Annotated in this window: 16 protein-coding genes; 11 read left to right on the top strand and 5 right to left on the bottom strand. The window is 61.4% G+C overall.

What is annotated here, in order from left to right; all coding sequences use genetic code 11:
- The first annotated feature begins 105 nt into the window (after positions 1 to 105).
- From EL2594_RS07190 to EL2594_RS15125, 3 genes are all read left to right on the top strand, one after another.
- The gene (locus tag EL2594_RS07190) at positions 106 to 459 is read left to right on the top strand and encodes a DM13 domain-containing protein (protein ID WP_011414380.1); all 354 of its coding nucleotides are present in this window, start codon (positions 106 to 108) and stop codon (positions 457 to 459) included.
- 132 nt (positions 460 to 591) lie between these two features.
- Positions 592 to 2,421, top strand: a complete 1,830-nt coding sequence (gene lepA, locus EL2594_RS07185) for a translation elongation factor 4 (protein WP_011414379.1) — start codon at positions 592 to 594, stop codon at positions 2,419 to 2,421.
- A gap of 31 nt (positions 2,422 to 2,452) precedes the next feature.
- Positions 2,453 to 3,433, top strand: coding sequence for a metallophosphoesterase family protein (locus EL2594_RS15125; protein ID WP_196793226.1), 981 nt, complete (start codon positions 2,453 to 2,455; stop codon positions 3,431 to 3,433).
- Here EL2594_RS15125 and EL2594_RS07180 read toward each other — a convergent pair.
- A protein-coding gene (locus EL2594_RS07180; RefSeq protein WP_155805911.1) for an IS3-like element ISEli1 family transposase occupies positions 3,405 to 4,576 on the bottom strand; the annotation gives its coding sequence in 2 pieces (ribosomal slippage) (positions 3,405 to 4,324 and positions 4,324 to 4,576; 1,173 coding nt in all). The two genes, EL2594_RS15125 and EL2594_RS07180, sit on opposite strands and share 29 nt — an antisense overlap.
- Before the next feature lie 125 nt (positions 4,577 to 4,701).
- Here EL2594_RS07180 and EL2594_RS07170 point away from each other — a divergent pair.
- Positions 4,702 to 6,816: a hypothetical protein gene (locus EL2594_RS07170; RefSeq protein ID WP_041685180.1), complete on the top strand. Its 2,115-nt coding sequence runs from the start codon at positions 4,702 to 4,704 to the stop codon at positions 6,814 to 6,816.
- A 289-nt stretch (positions 6,817 to 7,105) separates the two neighbouring features.
- Here EL2594_RS07170 and EL2594_RS14890 read toward each other — a convergent pair whose 3' ends face one another.
- Together EL2594_RS14890 and EL2594_RS07160 are read right to left on the bottom strand one after the other, a co-directional pair.
- On the bottom strand, positions 7,106 to 8,014 hold the full coding sequence (locus EL2594_RS14890) for a hypothetical protein (protein WP_011414377.1): 909 nt from the start codon (positions 8,012 to 8,014) through the stop codon (positions 7,106 to 7,108).
- 37 nt (positions 8,015 to 8,051) lie between these two features.
- The gene (locus EL2594_RS07160; RefSeq protein ID WP_011414376.1) at positions 8,052 to 9,317 is read right to left on the bottom strand and encodes a glutamate-5-semialdehyde dehydrogenase; all 1,266 of its coding nucleotides are present in this window, start codon (positions 9,315 to 9,317) and stop codon (positions 8,052 to 8,054) included.
- Between the two features lie 175 nt (positions 9,318 to 9,492).
- Here EL2594_RS07160 and proB point away from each other — a divergent pair, with 175 nt between their 5' ends.
- The 7 genes from proB (at position 9,493) to EL2594_RS07125 (ending at position 17,983) form a co-directional block, all read left to right on the top strand.
- A complete protein-coding gene (gene proB / locus EL2594_RS07155; protein WP_011414375.1) occupies positions 9,493 to 10,728 on the top strand; it encodes a glutamate 5-kinase in 1,236 nt (411 codons plus the stop codon).
- Positions 10,729 to 10,828: 100 nt separating this feature from the next.
- Complete coding sequence (locus tag EL2594_RS07150; protein WP_011414374.1) at positions 10,829 to 11,629, top strand: outer membrane protein assembly factor BamD; 801 nt, start codon at positions 10,829 to 10,831, stop codon at positions 11,627 to 11,629.
- A 103-nt stretch (positions 11,630 to 11,732) separates the two neighbouring features.
- On the top strand, positions 11,733 to 13,397 hold the full coding sequence (gene recN / locus EL2594_RS07145) for a DNA repair protein RecN (protein WP_011414373.1): 1,665 nt from the start codon (positions 11,733 to 11,735) through the stop codon (positions 13,395 to 13,397).
- A complete protein-coding gene (locus tag EL2594_RS07140) occupies positions 13,397 to 14,158 on the top strand; it encodes a WYL domain-containing protein (RefSeq protein WP_011414372.1) in 762 nt (253 codons plus the stop codon). The genes recN and EL2594_RS07140 overlap by 1 nt, the downstream gene beginning before the upstream one ends.
- Positions 14,155 to 16,365, top strand: a complete 2,211-nt coding sequence (ligA, locus tag EL2594_RS07135) for an NAD-dependent DNA ligase LigA (protein WP_011414371.1) — start codon at positions 14,155 to 14,157, stop codon at positions 16,363 to 16,365. Before EL2594_RS07140 ends, ligA begins: the two co-directional genes overlap by 4 nt.
- Positions 16,366 to 16,367: 2 nt before the next feature.
- Positions 16,368 to 17,495 carry a serine hydrolase gene (locus EL2594_RS07130; protein ID WP_155806008.1) on the top strand — a complete coding sequence of 376 codons (1,128 nt, stop codon included), beginning with the start codon at positions 16,368 to 16,370 and terminating at the stop codon, positions 17,493 to 17,495.
- Positions 17,496 to 17,515: 20 nt separating this feature from the next.
- On the top strand, positions 17,516 to 17,983 hold the full coding sequence (locus tag EL2594_RS07125; RefSeq protein WP_049762441.1) for a CinA family protein: 468 nt from the start codon (positions 17,516 to 17,518) through the stop codon (positions 17,981 to 17,983).
- On the opposite strand, the gene EL2594_RS07120 is transcribed toward EL2594_RS07125, so the two are convergent.
- A complete protein-coding gene (locus EL2594_RS07120; RefSeq protein WP_011414368.1) occupies positions 17,984 to 18,490 on the bottom strand; it encodes a hypothetical protein in 507 nt (168 codons plus the stop codon).
- 42 nt (positions 18,491 to 18,532) lie between these two features.
- Positions 18,533 to 19,204 (bottom strand): SDR family oxidoreductase, encoded by a 672-nt coding sequence (locus EL2594_RS07115; protein WP_011414367.1) that lies wholly within the window; start codon positions 19,202 to 19,204, stop codon positions 18,533 to 18,535.
- Positions 19,205 to 19,220 lie beyond the last annotated feature (16 nt).

The raw sequence follows: 19,220 nt of genomic DNA, 5'->3' as shown, positions 1-19,220 counted from the left end.
CGATGTTCAAGACTATCGGAAAGGCAATCGCAGCCGGCAATTCTGGCCGTTTCCGCCAGCGCAGCCACGCTCAGCTTTGCGGCTGTCGCCGTACCGGCCCCGGCCATGGCGGCCGAACTTTCGTCGACCGGCCAGTTTCGCGGTGCCGACAGCTCGCACCCCGCGTCGGGCGGTGTCGAGATCGTTAAATTGAAGGGCGGCGGCCTCGGCGTGAAGCTCAAGGGCGATTTCAAGGTCCGCGGCGGCCCCGATTTGCGCGTCTGGCTGAGCGATGCCAGCAACCCGCGCAATGGCCGCGCCGTACGTAGCAAAGACTATGTCGACCTTGGCCGCCTCAAATCGAGCAGCGGAGAGCAGATCTATCGCATTCCCGCTTCCGCCGATGTCGCCGACGCCAATTCGGTCGTAATCTGGTGCCGCGCCTTCGGCGTTTTCTTCGGCAGCGCGACGCTCAAGTAAGCGCGCCGCCGCAAATCTCTCCAGGATTGAGCCGGTTTCGCAAGCAGCGAATCCGGCTCGAAAAATGTCTTTCCTACACGGCCCACAAGACATACTGACATTTGATCAGTGCGCGTCTAATGGGGCGGTCAGATGACCGACCTTTCCAAGATCCGCAACTTTTCGATTATCGCTCACATCGACCATGGCAAGAGCACGCTCGCCGACCGGCTGATCCAGGTCTGCGGCGGGCTGACCGCGCGCGAGATGTCCGAGCAAGTCCTTGATAATATGGACATCGAAAAGGAGCGCGGCATCACCATCAAGGCGCAGACCGTGCGCCTCAATTACACCGCCTCCGACGGCGAGACCTATGAGCTCAACCTCATGGACACGCCCGGCCATGTCGACTTCGCCTACGAAGTCTCGCGCAGCCTCGCCGCATGCGAAGGCGCGTTGCTCGTCGTCGACGCGGCACAGGGGGTCGAGGCGCAGACGCTGGCCAATGTCTACCAGTCGATCGAGCACGACCACGAGATCGTCCCCGTCATCAACAAGATCGACCTCCCCGCCGCCGAGCCCGAGCAGGTCCGCGCCGAGATCGAGGACATCATCGGCCTCGACGCCTCCGAAGCCGTCATGACGTCGGCCAAGTCCGGCATCGGCATCGAAGACGTGCTCGAAGCCATCGTCGCCAAGATCCCGCCGCCCGAGGGCGACCGCGACGCCCCGCTCAAGGCCTCTCTCGTCGACTCCTGGTACGACCCCTATCTCGGCGTCGTCATCCTCGTGCGCGTGATCGACGGCGTGCTGACCAAGGGCCTCAACGTCCGCTTCATGCAGGGCGGCACCCAGCACCTGATCGACCGCGTCGGCTGCTTCACCCCCAAGCGCGTCGACCTGCCCGAAATCGGCCCCGGCGAAATCGGCTTCATCACCGCGCAGATCAAGGAGGTCGAGCAGGCCCGCGTCGGCGACACCATCACCACGGTGAAGAACGGAGCGCCCGAGCCGCTCAAGGGCTACAAGGAAGTCCAGCCGGTGGTGTTCTGCGGCCTGTTCCCGGTCGACGCGGCGGATTTCGAGAAACTGCGCGAGAGCATCGGCAAGCTGCGCCTCAATGACGCCTCCTTCTCCTACGAGATGGAAAGCTCCGCCGCGCTGGGCTTCGGCTTCCGCGCCGGCTTCCTCGGCCTACTGCACCTCGAGATCATCCAGGAGCGCCTCAGCCGCGAATACGATCTCGACCTCATCACCACCGCGCCCAGCGTGGTCTACACCGTCCACCTTGCCCACACCAAGACCGAGGACGCCAAGGTGATCGAGATCCACAACCCGGCCGACTGGCCCGACGTCAACCGCATCGACGTGATCGAGGAGCCGTGGATCAAGGCCACGATCTACACGCCCGACGATTATCTCGGCGCCATCCTCAAACTGTGCCAGGACCGGCGCGGCATCCAGACCAACCTCACCTATGTCGGCGGCGCTAGTACTCTTAGGGCGCAGGTGACCTACGATCTGCCGCTCAACGAAGTGGTGTTCGACTTCTACGACCGCCTGAAATCGATCAGCCGCGGCTATGCCAGCTTCGACTACGAACAGATCGGCAGTCGCGAGGGCGACCTCGTCAAGATGAACATCCTCGTCAACAACGAGCCGGTCGACGCGCTCAGCCTGATCGTCCACCGCAGCGTGGCGGAAGAGCGCGGCCGCGGCATGTGCGAGCGGCTCAAGGACCTGATCCCGCGCCACCTCTTCAAGATCCCGATCCAGGCCGCCATCGGCGGCAAGATCATCGCCCGCGAGACGATTGCCGCGCTACGCAAGGATGTGACGGCGAAATGCTACGGCGGCGATATTTCGCGGAAGAAGAAGCTGCTGGAGAAGCAAAAGAAGGGGAAGGCGCGGATGCGGGAGTATGGGAATGTTTCAATTCCGCAAGAAGCGTTTATAGCTGCTCTTAGAATGGGGGAGGAGTAGATTCATCTCCCGCAAATGATTGGGGATATTAGTGCAAGGTATCAAGGGGACGCTGAGTTGGTTGCATCTTTCTGATGTGCATTTCTCGGGGCAAAACTCGTATGATCAAAACCGTCTAGTTTCAGCGCTGCTGAATTCTTTGCCAAATCTGACCCTACGATTTGGTGCACCTGACTTCGTTTTCTTCACCGGTGACATCGCTAGAACCGGGTGCGCGCGGGAATATCAAGAGGCTGAGAAGTTCTTCAATCAGCTTCTAACCGCCCTCAAACTTGATCGAGATCGGCTCCTTCTTGTGCCCGGAAATCATGACGTCGATCGTAGCTTCAATAGCGGTCTAACCCGTGATCTAAAAACCCGCCGTGAAATCGATGATTTATTCAACGGACAATCAGTTTATCAGATTGAAAAAAGACAAAGAGCATTCAAATATTGGTATGAGGACTTTTTTTCTGGCAGAATTTTCCCCGATGATACTACCTGCTACTTGATTCAAAATTTTGAACAGGCAGGATTCCCGATTGAGGTGTGGGGGTTGAATTCTGCGGCCTTTTCATTTGATGATTATGATCAAGGAAAGCTTATACTATCTCAGAGATGTGTCTGCGAGGCGACCGAGAGTCATAATCGCGGGTCAGCTTTGCGAGTTGCTTTGACCCACCATCCACTTTCATGGCTGTCTGAAGTTGAGCGCACCGGTGTTAAGGCCGCGGTGAATGATAATTTCGACTTGCTACTGCATGGTCACTTGCACGAGAATGAAGTCGAGATTGCTCACGGCAGTGCGGGCCAATCAATAGTTTTGGCCAGCGGGGCGATCTATCAAGGCTCTGAATGGCCAAATGTGGCAAATTTCACGCACCTCTCGGGAAGCGATCTAAAGGTTTTTCCTATACGCTATCATGACTCTCCGCGTGAAATTTGGACTGCCGACACCTCGCTTTTCCCCGATGACGTGACCCCCAGCTTTCCCCCAGCTGGGATTAGAGCCGGGCGGTTGTTTTGCGCATAAGCGCGATTGAAGCAATGGGCTGCGTAGTGGAGCCCGTAGGGCGTAGCGAAGCAGGCCATTGCTTATCCAGTTCGGCGGCGAACGCCGCCGGTGTTGCGTAGCCAAGCGATGAGTGCGGTCGCTCCCGGTTGTAATCATCCACCCAGGCGGCGATCTCGACACGGGCATGGGCCATGCTCATGAACAGCGTCTCGTTGAGCAGTTCGTCCCGCATGCGACCGTTGAAGCTCTCGACATAGCCATTCTGCATCGGCCTTCCGGGCGCGATATAATGCCACTCGACGCCGATCTCGCCGCACCATGCCAGCACGGCGTTGCTGGTGAGCTCGGTTCCGTTGTCGCTGACGATCATGCCGGGCTTGCCACGCTGGGCGATCAGCTCGGTCAGCTCTCGAACGACACGGCGACCAGAGATCGACGTGTCCGGCACCGCTGCCAGACACTCCCTTGTCACGTCATCGACCACGTTGAGCACCCGGAACCTCCTGCCCGACGCCATCTGGTCGTGCACGAAGTCCAGGCTCCAGCGCTGGTTCGGTAAGGCGAGCACCGGAGCAGGTGCCCTCGTGCCGACTGCGCGCCTGCGACTGCGTCGACGCCTCACCGCCAAGCCTTCCTCCTTGTAGAGCCTCTGGGTCTTCTTCCGGTTGATCATGATCCCCTCCCGGCGCAGCAGGATGTGCAGACGGCGATAGCCGAACCGCCGTCGCTGGTTGGCCAGCTCGCGCAGCTTCTCACGCAGATCGGCGTCATCGCCCCGGGTGGAACGGTAACGCACGCTCTTGCGATCGGCATCGATGACACGGCACGCCCGCCGCTCGCTCATCCCGTGGCATGCCTGAAGATGAGCGACAGCTTCCCGCTGCGCGGCGGGCGTCAGAACTTTTTTGCCAGAAGATCCTTCAACGCCGCTTTGTCCAGCATCGTGTCGGCCAGCAGGCGCTTGAGCTTGGCGTTCTCGCTCTCGAGCTCCTTGAGCCGCCGGGCATCAGACACCTCCAGCCCACCATACTTCGACTTCCAGTTGTAGATCGTCGCTTCCGAAACCCCGTGTCGCCGGGCCAGGTCGGCGGTCTTCGCTCCCGCCTCCGCCTCCTTGAGCACGCCGATGATCTGCTCTTCTGAAAACCTCGTTCTCTTCATCTCGTCCGTCCTTCTGTCAGGGCCGGACTCTAATCCAACTTGGAGGAAAATCAGGGGGTCACGTCACCGACGATCCTGATTATGCGGGTAGATTCATCATTCCACGACAACGGCGAGCAGGTCGAATGTCTCTGGCCAATGAACAAGGAACGTCTCTGGAGCAGGTCCTGCAAGCTGATAAGCATGCGGGCGGATGGCAGAATAATCTTTTCACCACACCGTCTGAGAAATTGATCTACACTGAGCCACGGCTATCGAGAAGCCCGCAGTCGGCGGCATTAGATTTTGATGAGTCTCGCGATGGGGTCACCGTCAATCAGCTAGTCGATTGCACCAAATCATACCTTATCGACTCGCGGTCAGAATATGGCGGTACGACCCTGCTTGGAAGGATATCGACAGAGATACATCTTAGAGGCGGGCGCACCTATCTGGGCGATGCGCGCCACATGCCAAATTATAAGAAGAAGATTCAAGACGACATTACAAAAGGTGAAAAGCTTGGGGAGCGAACGGTCACGGTTCTCATAGACAATGTCGATTTGGAGCGTGACCGAAAATTGATCTCTGAGCTTTCGAAAATACCTGAGGTTCTAAGGGTTATAGCGATTTCAAGTAACAGAGGCCTGTTTCCAGGAGCTGGAGTAGCGCTTGGTGAACTGGGCTTAGAATACGATGAATTGCATTTGTGGAGCTTATCCCGTTCTCAAGTGCGTGAATTGGCCGAAACATTTTTTGATACGGATGATCATGATGTCGCGTCGTCAGTAACGCAAAAAGTGTATGACGATTTATTAGGCCTTTGCATTCCTTTAACTCCAAGCAACGTCGTGATGTATTTGAAGATATTATTCGTTGACGGCAACTTTATTCCCCTTAATCGTGTCGATATACTTCAGAAGTTCTTTCTCGACAGCCTTCGAAAGCCTAGTGATAGCTACACTGGATCTTTCAATTACAAGAATAAAATTGAGCTAGTCGCTGATTTCGCAAAAAATTTATACAAAGAGAAGGCGTCGACATTCACGGTAAGGAGATGGTTGGCGTTTTGTGATGATTTCAAAACACGGACTCTTCTTGGATTTAATTCGATGAGTGTTCTTGACGAAATATTGGACGCCAAACTTTTTGCAAGGTCTGGCGACACCTTATTTTTCCGATATGGATTTTTCTACTCATTTGCCCTCGGTATGGGGCTTAATGATGACAATCAAGCTCTTGATGAATTTCTTGCGGAGAAAAATTACACAAGCGTTTCAGATGTGTTGGACGTGGTTACCGCGCTAAGACCAAATGATCCGCGGATCATCTCTGCGCTGAACAGCGATTTGGAAGCTTCTTTGGTTCAGTTTGAAGATGAGTTGGTTGAGAAAGATTTTGACCCACTTCTTGATGCTCTTTGGGCCGTCAACGATAAGGAAGAAGAGCAGACCTGGCAGCCTATTACTCAAGCGATCTCCGACGGGCCTGAGGAGCCGAAAAAGATTGATAGTTTGAGATCATCATACTTGGCTGAGGCTCGTACGACTGATCAGCAGGTCAAAATCCGGACATTTCTCGATCTTGAGTACTCACTCGTCGTAATTAAGCAGAATCTTATAGAAGTATTCAAGAACGTTAATGACGTCGGGCGCGATAGAAAGGTTGAGTCTTACGAGCTGTTACTTTGGTCTGAGCTTTCAGCTTTTCAAGTTGGAACTCTCTTCGCACCAGAACTCGCAAAGAGTAGATTCTACAGATGGGGCGCCATGGCGTTCATCAATTTCGACAAAGCAGCAAAAGACCTTGATCCAGAATCGGCGGAGGCCATTGCGGAGGTTGTTCTTTCGCTGGCTCGATCAGTTTCGAGTAAGACCAGGCAGCGGCTTGGTTTTCAAAAGCTGGGCGGTATTTTCGCCGAACGTGCGCTACGGTCTGAAACGATTGGTTTTTTGGAGGTTCTAAATTTTTACCACTTGATTGGTGCGCGAGCGGAAGGTTGGGAAGAAGCGGCGGAGCGGTTGCTTGAGTTAGCTGAGCCGGGAAGCTTATATCTTTGGATGATGCTTGGAGGTATATTGGATGAGCTTAAGCACGATGTAGTGCGGGTTGCCGACAGGTCGAAATTAAAGCGGCTCGTTGCGTATACGCGTGCTAAGCGATCGTTTGTCGTCCGAAAGCCAAATGATAAGCAAGTAGCTAAACTCTTAGAGAGGATGGCAAAGGAAGAACTGCTTAATTCGAATTCAAAACGCGGCTGAGGAATCTTCAAGCTGAATCATTGGGAGTGCAAATGCGCTTCGAATTTCTCACTGTACGGAGTTCGCTCGACGCTCGACGGTTCTACCGAGTTTGCATTACGCTAGCGTCTTGTGGCGGAGCTAACCTGCCTATGCTTCGAGGGAGGGAGCAGCGCTTAGATAGAGTGGCGCACTAAGGCGCCGCCGATTGCATCCGCAATCTTGGCTTTCCTCCGCGCAAGCGCTTCGGGCGCGCGGTCGCGCTTGCGGTCCGCTGGTCGCGGACCGTACTCCGCCACGTGATAGCGAGCTAGGTCCAGCTGTTGTCTTTGAGCGTCCGCACCCTGCGCCCGTCGCCGTCCGCTTCCTCGCCCTCCGCCTCCGGCGCGCAGAAGGAGAGGTCGGACACGATCCCGGCATAGTCCTCCTCGGTCTCGCCTTCGGAGAGTTCGTAGGGCATCACGTCCATATCGTCCGGGTGGCGCGGCATGCGGTAGAGTTCGTGTTCGGGATCGCGGTAGGCGCTGTAGCGGTTGGCCTTGTCCTCGCGGACGGCTTCGTCGAGTGCTTCGCGCAGCGCGCGGACGCGGGGGCTTTCGAGGCGCTCTTCCTTCTCGCGGATCCTGTCGATCTTGGCGTTGATCGATTCCATGGTCGCGACTTCGCGCTTGAGCTGCTCCTTGCCCCAGTCCTTCTCCCATTTCTTGCGCCATTTGTTCTTCAGGCGGCGCTTTTCCATCTTGCCAACGGCGTTGAGTCCCTTGAGTGCGCCTGCGCCCTTGCCGCCGTTGACGCCCACGGCGTAGCGCTCGGGCGCGCGGTTGCGGAGCATGAACATCAGCAGCCGGTCGTTGTATTTGCGGCGTTTGCCGACTTCCTGGCCGTGGTAATGGAGCGTCTCCTCCACCCCGTTGAGCGCGCGGTCCATGGCGACGTCTTCCAGCCGCTGGACCCCGCATTCGAGCGCGGCGTCCCATGCGGCGCGAAAGCTCGCGCCTTCGGGCAGGCGGCGGATGCGATAGGCGCCGACGGTGGACATGTTGACCGCTTTGCACGCGGCCTCGACGCTGCCGGTATCGGCGAGCGCGGCGATGAAATCGCGCTGGCGCTCGGGCGTCCAGCCGTCGGACCGCGGCTTGATCGGCACGGGGTCGAAGGTGGGGATTTCGCCTGCCGGGACGGGCAAGCGGGTCGTGCGGTTGTCGGTGCGGCGGGTCATCCGCAAGCGTGAAGCAGAAAATGCGCGTGTAGGAAAATTATTCGCGAGTCTGCCCTGAGCCATGCACGAGGTACTTGAAGCTGGTCAGCTGCTCCAGCCCCACGGGGCCGCGGGCGTGCATCTTGCCGGTGGCGATGCCGATCTCCGCGCCCATGCCGAACTCGCCGCCGTCGGCAAATTGCGTGGAGGCGTTGTGCATCACGATGGCGCTGTCGATTGCGGTCATGAAGCGGCGTGCGGCCTCGGCGTCTTCGGTCAGGATCGCATCGGTGTGGTGCGAGCTGTGGCCTTCGACCCATTCGATCGCTTCGTCGAGCCCGTCGACCACCTTCACGCTGGCGATGGGGCCGAGATATTCGGTGTTCCAGTCGTCCTCGGAGGCCGGGGTGATGCGGTCGTCGAGCTGTACCGCAGTCTCGTCGCCGCGCAGCTCGCAGTCACCGGCCATCGCATCGGCGAGGGCGAGGATGAGGGCGGGGGCGATGACGCGGTCGACGACGACGCTCTCGGTCGCCCCGCAGATGCCGGTGCGGCGCAGCTTGGCATTGCGGACGACGTCGACGGCCTTGGCGACATCGGCCGCTTCGTGGACATAGGAGTGGCAATTGCCGTCGAGGTGCAGCAGCGTCGGCACGCTCGCCTGGTCGCGCACCAGCTCGACGAGCCCGCGTCCGCCTCGCGGAATGACGAGGTCGACGTGTTCGTCGGCCTTGAGCAGCTCGGCGACGGCATTGCGGTCGGTCGTCTGGACGGTCTGTACGGCGTTCTCGGGCAGGCCCGCCGCCTTGAGCCCGGCCTGCATGCAGGCGACGATCTCGCGCGTCGAATGGCGGCTCTCGCTGCCCCCGCGCAGGATCACGGCGTTACCGCTCTTGAGGCACAGGGCGCTGGCATCGGCGCCGACATTGGGGCGGCTTTCGTAGATCATGCCGATCACGCCGATCGGCACCGCCACCCGCTCGATCCTGAGGCCGTTGGGCCGGTCGAACTGGGCGAGCACACGGCCGACGGGATCGGGCAGTTCGGCGATCTGTTCGAGTGCGCTCGCCATGCCTTCGACGCGGGCTTCGTCCAGCTTGAGCCGGTCGATAAACGCTTCGTCCTTCTTGCCCTCGACGCTCGCCACATCCCTGGCGTTGGCTTCGAGCAGCGCCGGCGTCGCTTCGCGCAGCGCCCTGGCCGCTTCCATCAGCGCTTTATTCTTCGCTTCGGTGCTGGCGGAGACGAGCCCGCGCGCAGCGTCGCGCGCTGCGGTGCCGAGTTGCTGGATGTGGATCGCCGGATCGAGTGTCTGGTCGTTCATGGGTGCTCCCTGTATCGTCTGTCGGCCCCGCGCGGCGGACGGCACACGAAGAGTGCCCGGCGCAGAAAACCGTTGAAGTTGCTGCATTGCAACATAGGTAGTCCTGCGAGAATTGTAACCGTTAGCGGCGCAGGCAGACACGACTGACCGCCCGCCACCGAGAATAAGGCACGTTTTGACCCAGCAGACCCGCACAGCTTCGCCCGACACCACCAAATCGCGAAAGATCCCGGAACCGCGCAAGATCGTCGTCAAGGTCGGCTCCGCGCTGCTCGCCAATACCGAGCGGCTGACTCCGCGCTTCGGCTTCATACAGCGCCTGATGGAGGATATCGCCCGGCTGCGTGCGGAGGGGCACGAAGTGATCCTGTGCTCGAGCGGGGCCGTGGCGCTGGGCATGAAGGCGGTCGGCGTCGAGCCGGGCGAGGCCGGATTGACCGACAAGCAGGCGGCCGCGGCCTGCGGCATGCCCCAGCTGCTCAACGCCTACAAGCAGGTCGGATACGAATTCGATTTCGAGATCGCGCAGATCCTGCTGACGCTGGGCGACTTCGAGGATCACCGCCGCTTCCTCAACACCAAGAACACCGTCCACCGCCTGCTGCAGTCGAACATCATCCCGATCGTCAACGAGAACGATACAATTACGACCGAAGAAATCCGCGTCGGCGATAACGACCGGCTGGCGGCCAAGATCGCGCAGATGGTGCAGGCCGACGATTTCGTGATCCTGACCACCATCGACGGGCTGTACGATCGCAATCCGGACGATCCGGACGCAAAGCTGGTCGAGGAAGTCAGCGACGTGAGCGAATACCTGGCCGCGACGGCCGGCAAGACCACGCTCGGAACGGGCGGCATGCTGACCAAGCTGCAGGCGGCGAACATGGCGCAGAACGCGGGCTGCACCGCGTGGATTGCCGATGGTGAGGAACCGCGGCCGATTTCAGCCATCCTGAACGGCGAGCGGCGCTGCACCAAGTGCCTGCCCAATCCCAATCCGGCCTCGGTCTGGGATACCTGGCTGGCCGACCGCCTGCAAATGGCCGGGCATCTCGTCATCGGCGACGAGGCAGCGGCGAAGCTTGGCAGCGGCGCACCGATCCACCGCGACGACGTGCTGTCGATGGATGGCGATTTCAGCCGCGGCGACGTGCTCCACATCTACGACAAGGACGGCGTGGAGCGTGCCCGCGGCCTGACTGACTTCACCAGCGAGGAGACGCGGGTGATGATCAACAACCCGGACCTGCCGGCCGAACAACTGCTCGGCTACCAGACCCACGCCGAGATTATCCGCGGCAACAACCTCGTCGCGCTCGAAGGGCATCACCTGACCTGGGATGCGCCCGAAGGCGAAAGCGGCCAGCGCCGCGTCGCACCGCTCGAAGACGATCCGATGGCGGACTGATCCCCGCCTGCGCGCCGGTTCCGATCATTCCCCAGTTTTGGCTGCCGACGGCTCACAACTTCACTTGGCGTTCAGCGGGGGCAGGGCTATAGCGCCACCCATGTTTGCCAAAGCCCGCCTGCCGCGCCTGCGCGCGATTGCCGTTTCCGCCCTCGCCACCGCCACGCTGGCCGCCTGTTCTACCGGCGGCGGGGGCGAGCGGGACACTGCCTACGTCGCGCGTGACGTCGAGACGCTTTACGCCTCGGCCAAGGACCGGCTCGATCGCGGCAATGCCAAGCTGGCTGCGGCGCTGTTCGACGAGGTCGAGCGGCAGCATCCCTATTCGCCCTGGGCCCGACGCGCGCAGTTGATGAGCGCGTTCAGCTATTACGTCTCGCGCGATTACACCAAGGCTATCCAGAGCGCGCAGCGCTTCCTGTCGATCCACCCGGGTAACAAGGACGCGCCTTACGCCTATTACCTGATCGCGCTCAGCTATTACGAGCAGATTAGCGACGTACAGCGTGACCAGAAAGTGACCGAGCAGGCGCTGACCGCGCTGCGCGAAGTCGATCGCCGCTTCCCGCAGACCGAATATGCCGCCGACGCCCGGCTCAAGATGGATCTCGTCAACGATCACCTGGCCGGCAAGGAAATGGAAATCGGCCGCTTCTACCAGCGCACTGCCAAATGGGCGGCGGCGGTGATCCGGTTCCAGAACGTGGTCGACGATTACCAGACCACCAGCCACGCGCCCGAAGCGCTCTATCGCCTGACCGAATCGAACCTCGCGCTCGGTATTCCGACCGAAGCGAAGAAATATGCCGCCGTTCTGGGCGCAAATTATCCGGGCAGCGAATGGTACGAGAAAGCCTACGAACTGATCGGCGATCACGCGCCGACGCAACTCGGCGGCTGATCGCTCGCGCGCAAGTAAGTCATTGATTGCGCGCAACGCGGTGGAATTGCGCAATTACCAACGGTGACGCGCCGCGCGGCTTGGTCTAGAGACTGCGGCCTGTATGCTGACCCGGCTTTCCATCCGCAATATCGTATTGATCGAGGCGCTGGAGCTTGACTTCGGGCGCGGGTTGGGCGTTCTTACCGGCGAGACGGGGGCGGGCAAATCGATCCTGCTCGATGCGCTGGGGCTGGTCCTTGGCAATCGAGCGGATAGCGGATTGGTGCGGGCCGGAGAGGACAAGGCCAGCGTCACCGCGAGTTTCGAGTTCGCGCGCCTCCCGTCCACTCTTTCCGCAGCGCTGGACGATGCCGACCTCGAAATCGAAGAGGGCGAGCCGCTGCTGATCCGCCGGCAGCTGAAGGCCGATGGCGGATCAAAGGCGTTCATCAACGACCAGCCCGTCGGCGTGGCGCTGCTGCGCGAAATCGGCGGTGCGCTGGTCGAACTGCATGGCCAGCATGACGATCGCGGGCTCGTGAATCCGCGCGGGCACCGGGTGCTGCTCGATCGCTATGCGGGTGGTGATGTCGAGGCGGTCGCGCAGGCGTGGACGGCGTGGCAGCGCGCCAGCGAAGCCTTGCGCAAAGCGCAAGAAGAAATCGAAGAAGCGAAAGCCGAGCAGGACCTGCTGCTGGCGCATCTGACCGAGCTGACGACGCTCGAACCGCAGGCGGGCGAGGAGGAGCGGCTCGCCAATGCCCGCGCCGACATGCAGAAGGGCGAGAGGCTGGCGGGCGACCTCGAGGAATTGCGCCACGTCTGGGACGGCAGCGACGCGCCGCTGGCGCAATTGCGCAGCGCCGCGCGGCGGCTCGACCGGATCGGCGGGGAACATCCGCTGCTGGCCGAAGCGCTGGCTTCTCTCGACCGTGCCGTGATCGAAGCGACCGAGGCCGAGGAGAAGCTGGAAGCGGCCGCCGAGGCGCTACAGCACGATCCCGCCGCGCTCGACGCCGCCGAGACGCGGCTGTTCGAACTGCGCGCGCTGGCTCGCAAGCATCGCTGCGAAGTCGACGAACTGCCGCGCAAGATGCGCGAATTCCGCGCGGCACTCGATGCCATCGAAGGCGGCGAAGCGGAACTCGACGCGCTGGAGACCGCCGAGCGCGAGAAGGGGGAGCTCTATCGCACCGCGGCGCGGCAATTGCATGAAGCGCGGATAAATGGGGCGCAACGCTTGGACGCGGCGGTGGCGGCGGAACTCGCGCCGCTCAAACTCGACGCCGCGCAATTCCGTACCGACGTGCAGGAACTGCCGGCGGAGAAATGGGGCGCGGCAGGGATCGACGCGGTCGAATTCCTGATCGAGACCAACCCCGGCGCAGGCTTCGCGCCGCTCGCCAAGATCGCTTCGGGAGGTGAGCTCTCGCGCTTCATCCTCGCGCTCAAGGTGGCGCTGGCTGAGCAGGGCGGGGCGGCGACGGTGATCTTCGACGAGATCGACCGCGGCGTCGGCGGCGCGGTGGCGAGCGCCATCGGGGAGCGGCTCGCGCGACTGGCGCAGGACGGGCAATTGTTGGCGGTGACGCACTCACCGCAGGTCGCGGCGCGCGGCGGCACGCACTACCGCATCGCCAAGTCCTCCGAGGGGACGGTGACGAAGACATCGGTCGAGCGGCTGGATGAGGCCGGGCGCCAGGAAGAGATCGCGCGCATGCTCAGCGGAGCCGAGATCACCGACGAAGCACGCGCGCAGGCGGATCGCTTGCTGGAGGGGGTGTGATGAAACTTCGAGAACTTCTCAATCGTGCAGTGAAGCCAATTCTGAATGAAAGATTCGGAGACCTAGCGCTATCTGTCCCTGAATTTGACGATGATGAGAATGAAGAAAGTTCAGATGCTGTCGACGAGCTTGGCTCATTGTCCGGCCTAGGCTTGGTGATTGAATACGAAAATTCGAAGGGGGAGAAATCGCAACGGGTTATCACTTGCCGTCAGCTCTCGGTCGAAGCGGAAAAGCACTATCTGAAGGCATATTGCCATCATCGGAAAGCGCTCCGAACATTCAGGCTAGATCGCGTCGTAGATATCTTTGATCCGACGACAGGAGAGTCGCTTAGCCCAGTCCAAGCATTCTTCGCTCAGTATTCGCCTGACAAAGTGACGCGGTCCGGGCTGTCATGGGGCATGTCGGTTGGGCGGCGCGCTGATCTCATCGCGGTTCTGAATGCGCTTGTATTCCTAGCGAGGTGCGATCGAGAATTTCATCCCTCTGAGATGTCTTGTCTTGAGAAGGCTCTCACTAACTTTTGGATACGTCTCGAAGTGCCCGGCGACCCCGACTTTGATGATATTCTAGCCTACTCGCGAAGGCTGTCTCCAGATGGGGAAACTTTCTGGCTAGCTCTTCATCGTTTCAAGGAAGACTCGATTTTGGAATCCGTCTTTCGGCGCCACGCCCAAATGCTAATTGAGGCAGACGGTGTTATTCGAGAAGAGGAGGCATACTGGTCTCTGGAAATCGATCAGTTTTTCTCTGAATGACGACCGAGCTTGAAAATCTCTCCGAAGCCGAAGCCGCCAATGAATTGATGCGGTTGGCGCGGCAAATCGCGAAGCATGATAGGCTCTACCACGCCGAGGATGCGCCGGAGATTACCGACCAGGAATACGATGCGCTGGTGCGGCGCAATGCGGAGCTGGAAGCGGCGTTTCCGCACCTGGTGCGCGAGGACTCGCCCAGTCGCAAGGTCGGCCATGCGGTCGCGGCCTCGCCGCTGAGCAAGGTCACCCACGAGGTTCGCATGATGAGCCTCGACAATGCCTTTGCCGACGAGGAGGTGGCCGAGTTTGTCGCGCGGGTGCGGCGCTATCTCAACATTGGCGAGGACGAGGCGATTGCTTTCACCGCCGAGGACAAGATTGATGGGCTGTCCTGCTCGCTGCGCTACGAAAATGGCAAACTCGTGCGCGCGGCGACGCGGGGGGACGGGCAGGTAGGCGAGGATGTGACGCCCAACGTCGCGCATATCGGCGACATTCCGCAGGAGCTTACTCCCCTCCCGCTTGCGGGAGGGGCTGGGGGTGGGCCACTCGACGACAGTGGCTCCGCGCCCACCCCTGACCCCTCCCGCAGGCGGGAGGGGAAATGGAACGGCCCCGCTGTCTTCGAGATCCGAGGCGAGGTCTATATGGCCACCGCCGACTTCCACGCGCTCAACGCGCGGCTGATGGACGAGGCGCGCGCCGAGGCAGACGAGAAAGATAACGCGTTCGACACGGCCAAGGTCCGGCAGTTCGCCAATCCGCGCAACGCGGCGGCGGGCTCCTTGCGGCAGAAAGATGCGAGCGTGACCGCGACCCGTCCGCTCAGGTTCTGGGCGCATGGATGGGGCGCGGTCGAGGGCGATGTGCCGGGCGAAACGCAGGTCGAAGTCGTCGAGCAGATCGCGGCATGGGGCGTGCCGGTGTCGCCGCTGTTCCGGCGCTGCGAGACGCTCGAGGAGATGCTCGCGCATTACGAGGCCATCGGCGCGCAGCGGGCGGACTTGCCCTATGAAATCGACGGCGTCGTCTACAAGGTCGACCGGCTCGATTACCAGCAGCGGCTGGGCTTCGTCGCCAAGGCGCCGCGCTGGGCTATCGCTCGCAAGTTTCCTGCCGAACAGGCTGAAACGACACTCGAAAATATTGATATTCAGGTCGGGCGGACCGGCAAGCTGACCCCGGTTGGGCGGCTCGCACCGGTGTTGGTGGGCGGGGTGACGGTGACCAATGTCACGCTCCACAATCGCGACGAAATCGAGCGGCTCGGGGTGCGCCCCGGCGACCGCGTTGTCGTCCAGCGCGCGGGCGATGTGATTCCGCAAGTCGTGCGCAATCTCACGCCCGACGAGAAACGCGATTCTTTCGAGTTTCCCGACACCTGTCCCGAATGCGGCAGCGAAGCGGTGAGCGAGGAAGGGGGGGTCGATGTCCGCTGCACTGGCGGCCTCATCTGTCCCGCGCAACGCACTGAAAGACTGAAGCATTTCGTCAGCCGCGCCGCGCTCGATATCGACGGACTGGGCGAGAAGACGATCGACCAGTTCTTCGCGCTCGGCTGGCTGGAAAGCCCGGCCGATATCTTCCGCTTGAAGGACCGGCGCGATGAGATCCTCGCGCTTGAGGGTTGGATGGACAAGTCTGTCGATAACCTGTTGGCATCTGTGGAAGCGCGCCGCGAACCGGACACCGCACGGCTCCTGTTAGGACTGGGCATCCGCCATGTCGGCGCGGTAACGGCGCGCGACTTGATGAAGTATTTCCACGAGTTACCGGCGCTTCGTGAAACGGCTGAGAAAGCGCGGGCGGGCGACGAAGAGGCCGTCGTCGCACTCACCAGCATCGACGGGATCGGCAGCGCCGTCGTCGAGGCGCTGGGCGATTTTTTCCACGAAGAGCACAATCGCGCAGTGTGGGACGACCTGCTCAGCGAAGTCAGCCCGCCGCGCTACGAAGTCGAGACGCTCGACAGTCCCGTAGCCGGCAAGACCGTCGTCTTCACCGGCAAGCTCGAGACCATGAGCCGCGACGAGGCCAAGGCTCAGGCCGAACGGCTCGGCGCCAAGGCCAGCGGCAGCGTGAGCGCCAAGACCGACTTGCTGGTCGCCGGGCCGGGCGCGGGCAGCAAGCTCAAGAAGGCACAGGACCTCGGCATCGAAGTGATCGACGAAGCTGGTTGGGCCGAAATCGTCGCAGCGGCGGGATGAGGATGCGCTACACGCTGATCGGGATTGCGTTGGTCCTTGCCGGTTGCGGCAATTCGGGAGGCGAAGATCCCGCCGCGTTCCAGCAGCGCATCGAGGAAGTGGCGCAGGAGCCGCTGGTCGCGGCACCGTCGCCGGAAGAACGCGCTCTTGACCAGGCGCTATTCGACATCGCCGCGCCTTTCGACGGCTATCTCGGCATCGCGGTGCACGATATCGCGCGCGACCGGACGGTGCATTTCAACGGCAACGAGCACTTGCCGCAACAGAGCCTCAGCAAGCTGTGGGTGACGCTGGCGGCCTTGCGCATGGTGGATGCAGGCGAGCTCGACCTGTCCGAACGGGTCAGCATCCGCCGCAGCGACCTGACGCTGTTCCACCAGCCGGTGCGGCAGATCGTGCTCGCCCGTGGCGGTTTCAATACGACCTATGGCGACCTGATGCGCCGCGCGATCACGGAGAGCGACAATACCGCCAACGATATGCTGCTGAAGCGCGTCGGCGGCCCGGCAGGTGTGCGCAACGCGATCGGCGAGGCACGGCTCGGTGCGATCCGTTTCGGGCCCGGCGAGGTGCCGATGCAGAGCAAGATTGCGGGGGTGGAATGGGACCCGTCCTACTCGATCGGCAACGCCTTTTTCGATGCCCGCAAGCGGGTGCCTGCCAGTGCGCGCGAAGCAGCGTTCACCGGCTATGTCCTCGACCCTGTCGACGGAGCCACGCCGCGGGCGATCGCGCTGGCCCTGGCCAGACTTGCGAGGGGAGAACTGCTGGAGCCGGGCACGACGGCGCTGTTCCTCCAGCTCCTGAAAGACGTCAAGAGCGGTCCCAACCGGCTGAAGGGCGGCGTCCCGCCGGGCTGGAGCATCGGCCACAAGACGGGCACCGGCCAGGTCCTCGACAGCGCGCCTCCCGCCGAACAGGCGGGCTATAACGATGTCGGTATCCTTACCGCCCCCGACGGCGCGCGCTATTCCGTGGTGGTGATGATCGGGCGCACCGCCGTGCCGCTGCCTGTGCGGATGGAGCTGATGCATAAGGTGGTGGAAGCGATCGTGCGCTATCACCACGAGGCTGGCGGGGAAGCGATTCCCGACGCGCTGAGGCCCGAGCCGGTCCTGGAGGAGCTGTGATACTGGAAGAACTGCAGCCCATGGCCCTGCGTATCGCTGATCGCCTGCGAGGGAAGGGAGAGAAAGTCGCCGTTGCCGACGGAGCGACCGGTGGTCTGATGGCCGCTTCGCTGCTCACTGTCCCTGGCGCGCTCGACTTCTTCGTCGGGGGCGGGGTGGTCTATTCGCTGCGCGCCCGCGATGTGCTGTTCGTCCTGCCGCGAGAAGCCTATCGCGGTATGCGCGGCACGAGCGAGGACTATGCGCTGCTCCAGGCCCGCGCGATCCGCGACAATTTCGGGGCCGAATGGGGCATTGCCGAGAGCGGTTCGGTCGGCGGATCGAGCCACCCGAGCGGCGCTCCTGCCGGGCGCAGTTGCGTCGCAGTCGTGGGGCCGGCGGGCGAGTTCACCCGAGTAACCGAAACAGGCAGCGACGATCGCATCGCCAATATGCAGGCTTTCACCCGCGCCGCGCTGGAATTCCTCGAACAGGTGCTGTCGCGCTGATCAGCCGGGCGGCACCACCGGCTTGCCGTCGATTTTGAGCGTCTCGCCCTTGGGCAGGACCAGCTTCCCGGTCTGCCGGAAGATCGCCAGCCGCGCATCGAGCCGGGAACGCAGGTGGTAGAAGTTCGACCACCTGTCGGACACGCGGTAGAAATCCCCTTTGCCGATGCGGAATTGCACGTGGTAATCGTCGTAGTACGAATGCCCCCCGTGCCGCATCCCGTCGTCGTCGGCATAATAGGCGCGGGTGAAGACGTTGCCTTCCTCATCGAGGTCGTCGCTGGTGAAGACGCCGTCGAAGTGCGCGAGCATCCACTGGCCCGGCGTCTGGCCGTAGGTCTTCACCTGCCGGATCGCTTCCGCAGAATCCGCCGCGAATTCGTCGCTCGTCAGGTCCGAGAGGACGGCCCAGGCGAAATACATCCCGATATGCGTCGCGCCCGCCTCCTTGGGAAGGTCGTCGGGAAAGGTGCCGTCATAATGCCACGAAGCATCGTCGTATTTCATGCGCGCGCTCTATGAGCGAAGCCCGCGCTGCGCAATCGCCCATCAATCGTTGGGCATCATGTGGATTTCGCGCACCGCCGAAGTGTCAGGCTGGTTGAGTGCGAAGACGACTGCGTCTGCCACATCCTCGGGCTGGAGCTTGGTAGGCTTGGGCTCGTCGAAGAACTCGGTGTTGACCATGCCGGGCGAGATCACGCAGCAGCGTCCGCCGAATTCGCGCATCTCCTCGGCCAGATTGCCCGCGAAACCGTGCACAAACCACTTGGTCGCGCTGTAGACAGAGCCCTTGAAGTGCTCGCGCCCGGCCTTGGAGCCGGTGACAATGAAGTTGCCCTTGGTCTTGCGCAGTTCGGGTAGCGTCGCATGGGCGGTGTAGAGCACGGCGAGGATGTTGACATGGATCATGTCGTGCCATTCCTGCGGATCACCCGTTTCGATGCCCGGATTGTTGACGCCGGTCCCGGCATTGGCAAACACCGCGTCGAGCGCGCCGAAGCGATCGACCGTCCGCTCGACCGCGCTCGTCACTTCGCCGCGATCGGTGACGTCGGCCTGGATCGGTAGCGCTGCGTCGCCAATCTCATTGGCAAGATCGGTGAGCTTGTCGCCCGATCGCGCCAGCAGTGCGACATTCCATCCGGCAGCGGCAGCGGCCTTGGCAGTGGCGGCACCGATGCCGCTCGATGCGCCGGTGATGAGGAGGGTCTTGGCCATGGGAAATCTCGCTCTG

The organism is Erythrobacter litoralis HTCC2594, assembly GCF_000013005.1.
Taxonomy (GTDB): Bacteria; Pseudomonadota; Alphaproteobacteria; order Sphingomonadales; family Sphingomonadaceae; genus Parerythrobacter; species Parerythrobacter litoralis_A.
This window is presented reverse-complemented; position numbering and strand designations above follow the sequence as displayed.

Coding starts and splice junctions, on each gene's coding strand:
- EL2594_RS07125 (WP_049762441.1), top strand. CDS start 17,516: ATGGCCCTGCGTATCGCTGATCGCCTGCGAGGGAAGGGAGAGAAAGTC.
- EL2594_RS07190 (WP_011414380.1), top strand. CDS start 106: ATGGCGGCCGAACTTTCGTCGACCGGCCAGTTTCGCGGTGCCGACAGC.
- EL2594_RS07160 (WP_011414376.1), bottom strand. CDS start 9,317: ATGAACGACCAGACACTCGATCCGGCGATCCACATCCAGCAACTCGGC.
- EL2594_RS14890 (WP_011414377.1), bottom strand. CDS start 8,014: ATGACCCGCCGCACCGACAACCGCACGACCCGCTTGCCCGTCCCGGCA.
- EL2594_RS07150 (WP_011414374.1), top strand. CDS start 10,829: ATGTTTGCCAAAGCCCGCCTGCCGCGCCTGCGCGCGATTGCCGTTTCC.
- ligA (WP_011414371.1), top strand. CDS start 14,155: ATGACGACCGAGCTTGAAAATCTCTCCGAAGCCGAAGCCGCCAATGAA.
- EL2594_RS07130 (WP_155806008.1), top strand. CDS start 16,368: ATGCGCTACACGCTGATCGGGATTGCGTTGGTCCTTGCCGGTTGCGGC.
- lepA (WP_011414379.1), top strand. CDS start 592: ATGACCGACCTTTCCAAGATCCGCAACTTTTCGATTATCGCTCACATC.
- EL2594_RS07140 (WP_011414372.1), top strand. CDS start 13,397: ATGAAACTTCGAGAACTTCTCAATCGTGCAGTGAAGCCAATTCTGAAT.
- EL2594_RS07170 (WP_041685180.1), top strand. CDS start 4,702: ATGTCTCTGGCCAATGAACAAGGAACGTCTCTGGAGCAGGTCCTGCAA.
- recN (WP_011414373.1), top strand. CDS start 11,733: ATGCTGACCCGGCTTTCCATCCGCAATATCGTATTGATCGAGGCGCTG.
- EL2594_RS07115 (WP_011414367.1), bottom strand. CDS start 19,204: ATGGCCAAGACCCTCCTCATCACCGGCGCATCGAGCGGCATCGGTGCC.
- EL2594_RS07120 (WP_011414368.1), bottom strand. CDS start 18,490: ATGAAATACGACGATGCTTCGTGGCATTATGACGGCACCTTTCCCGAC.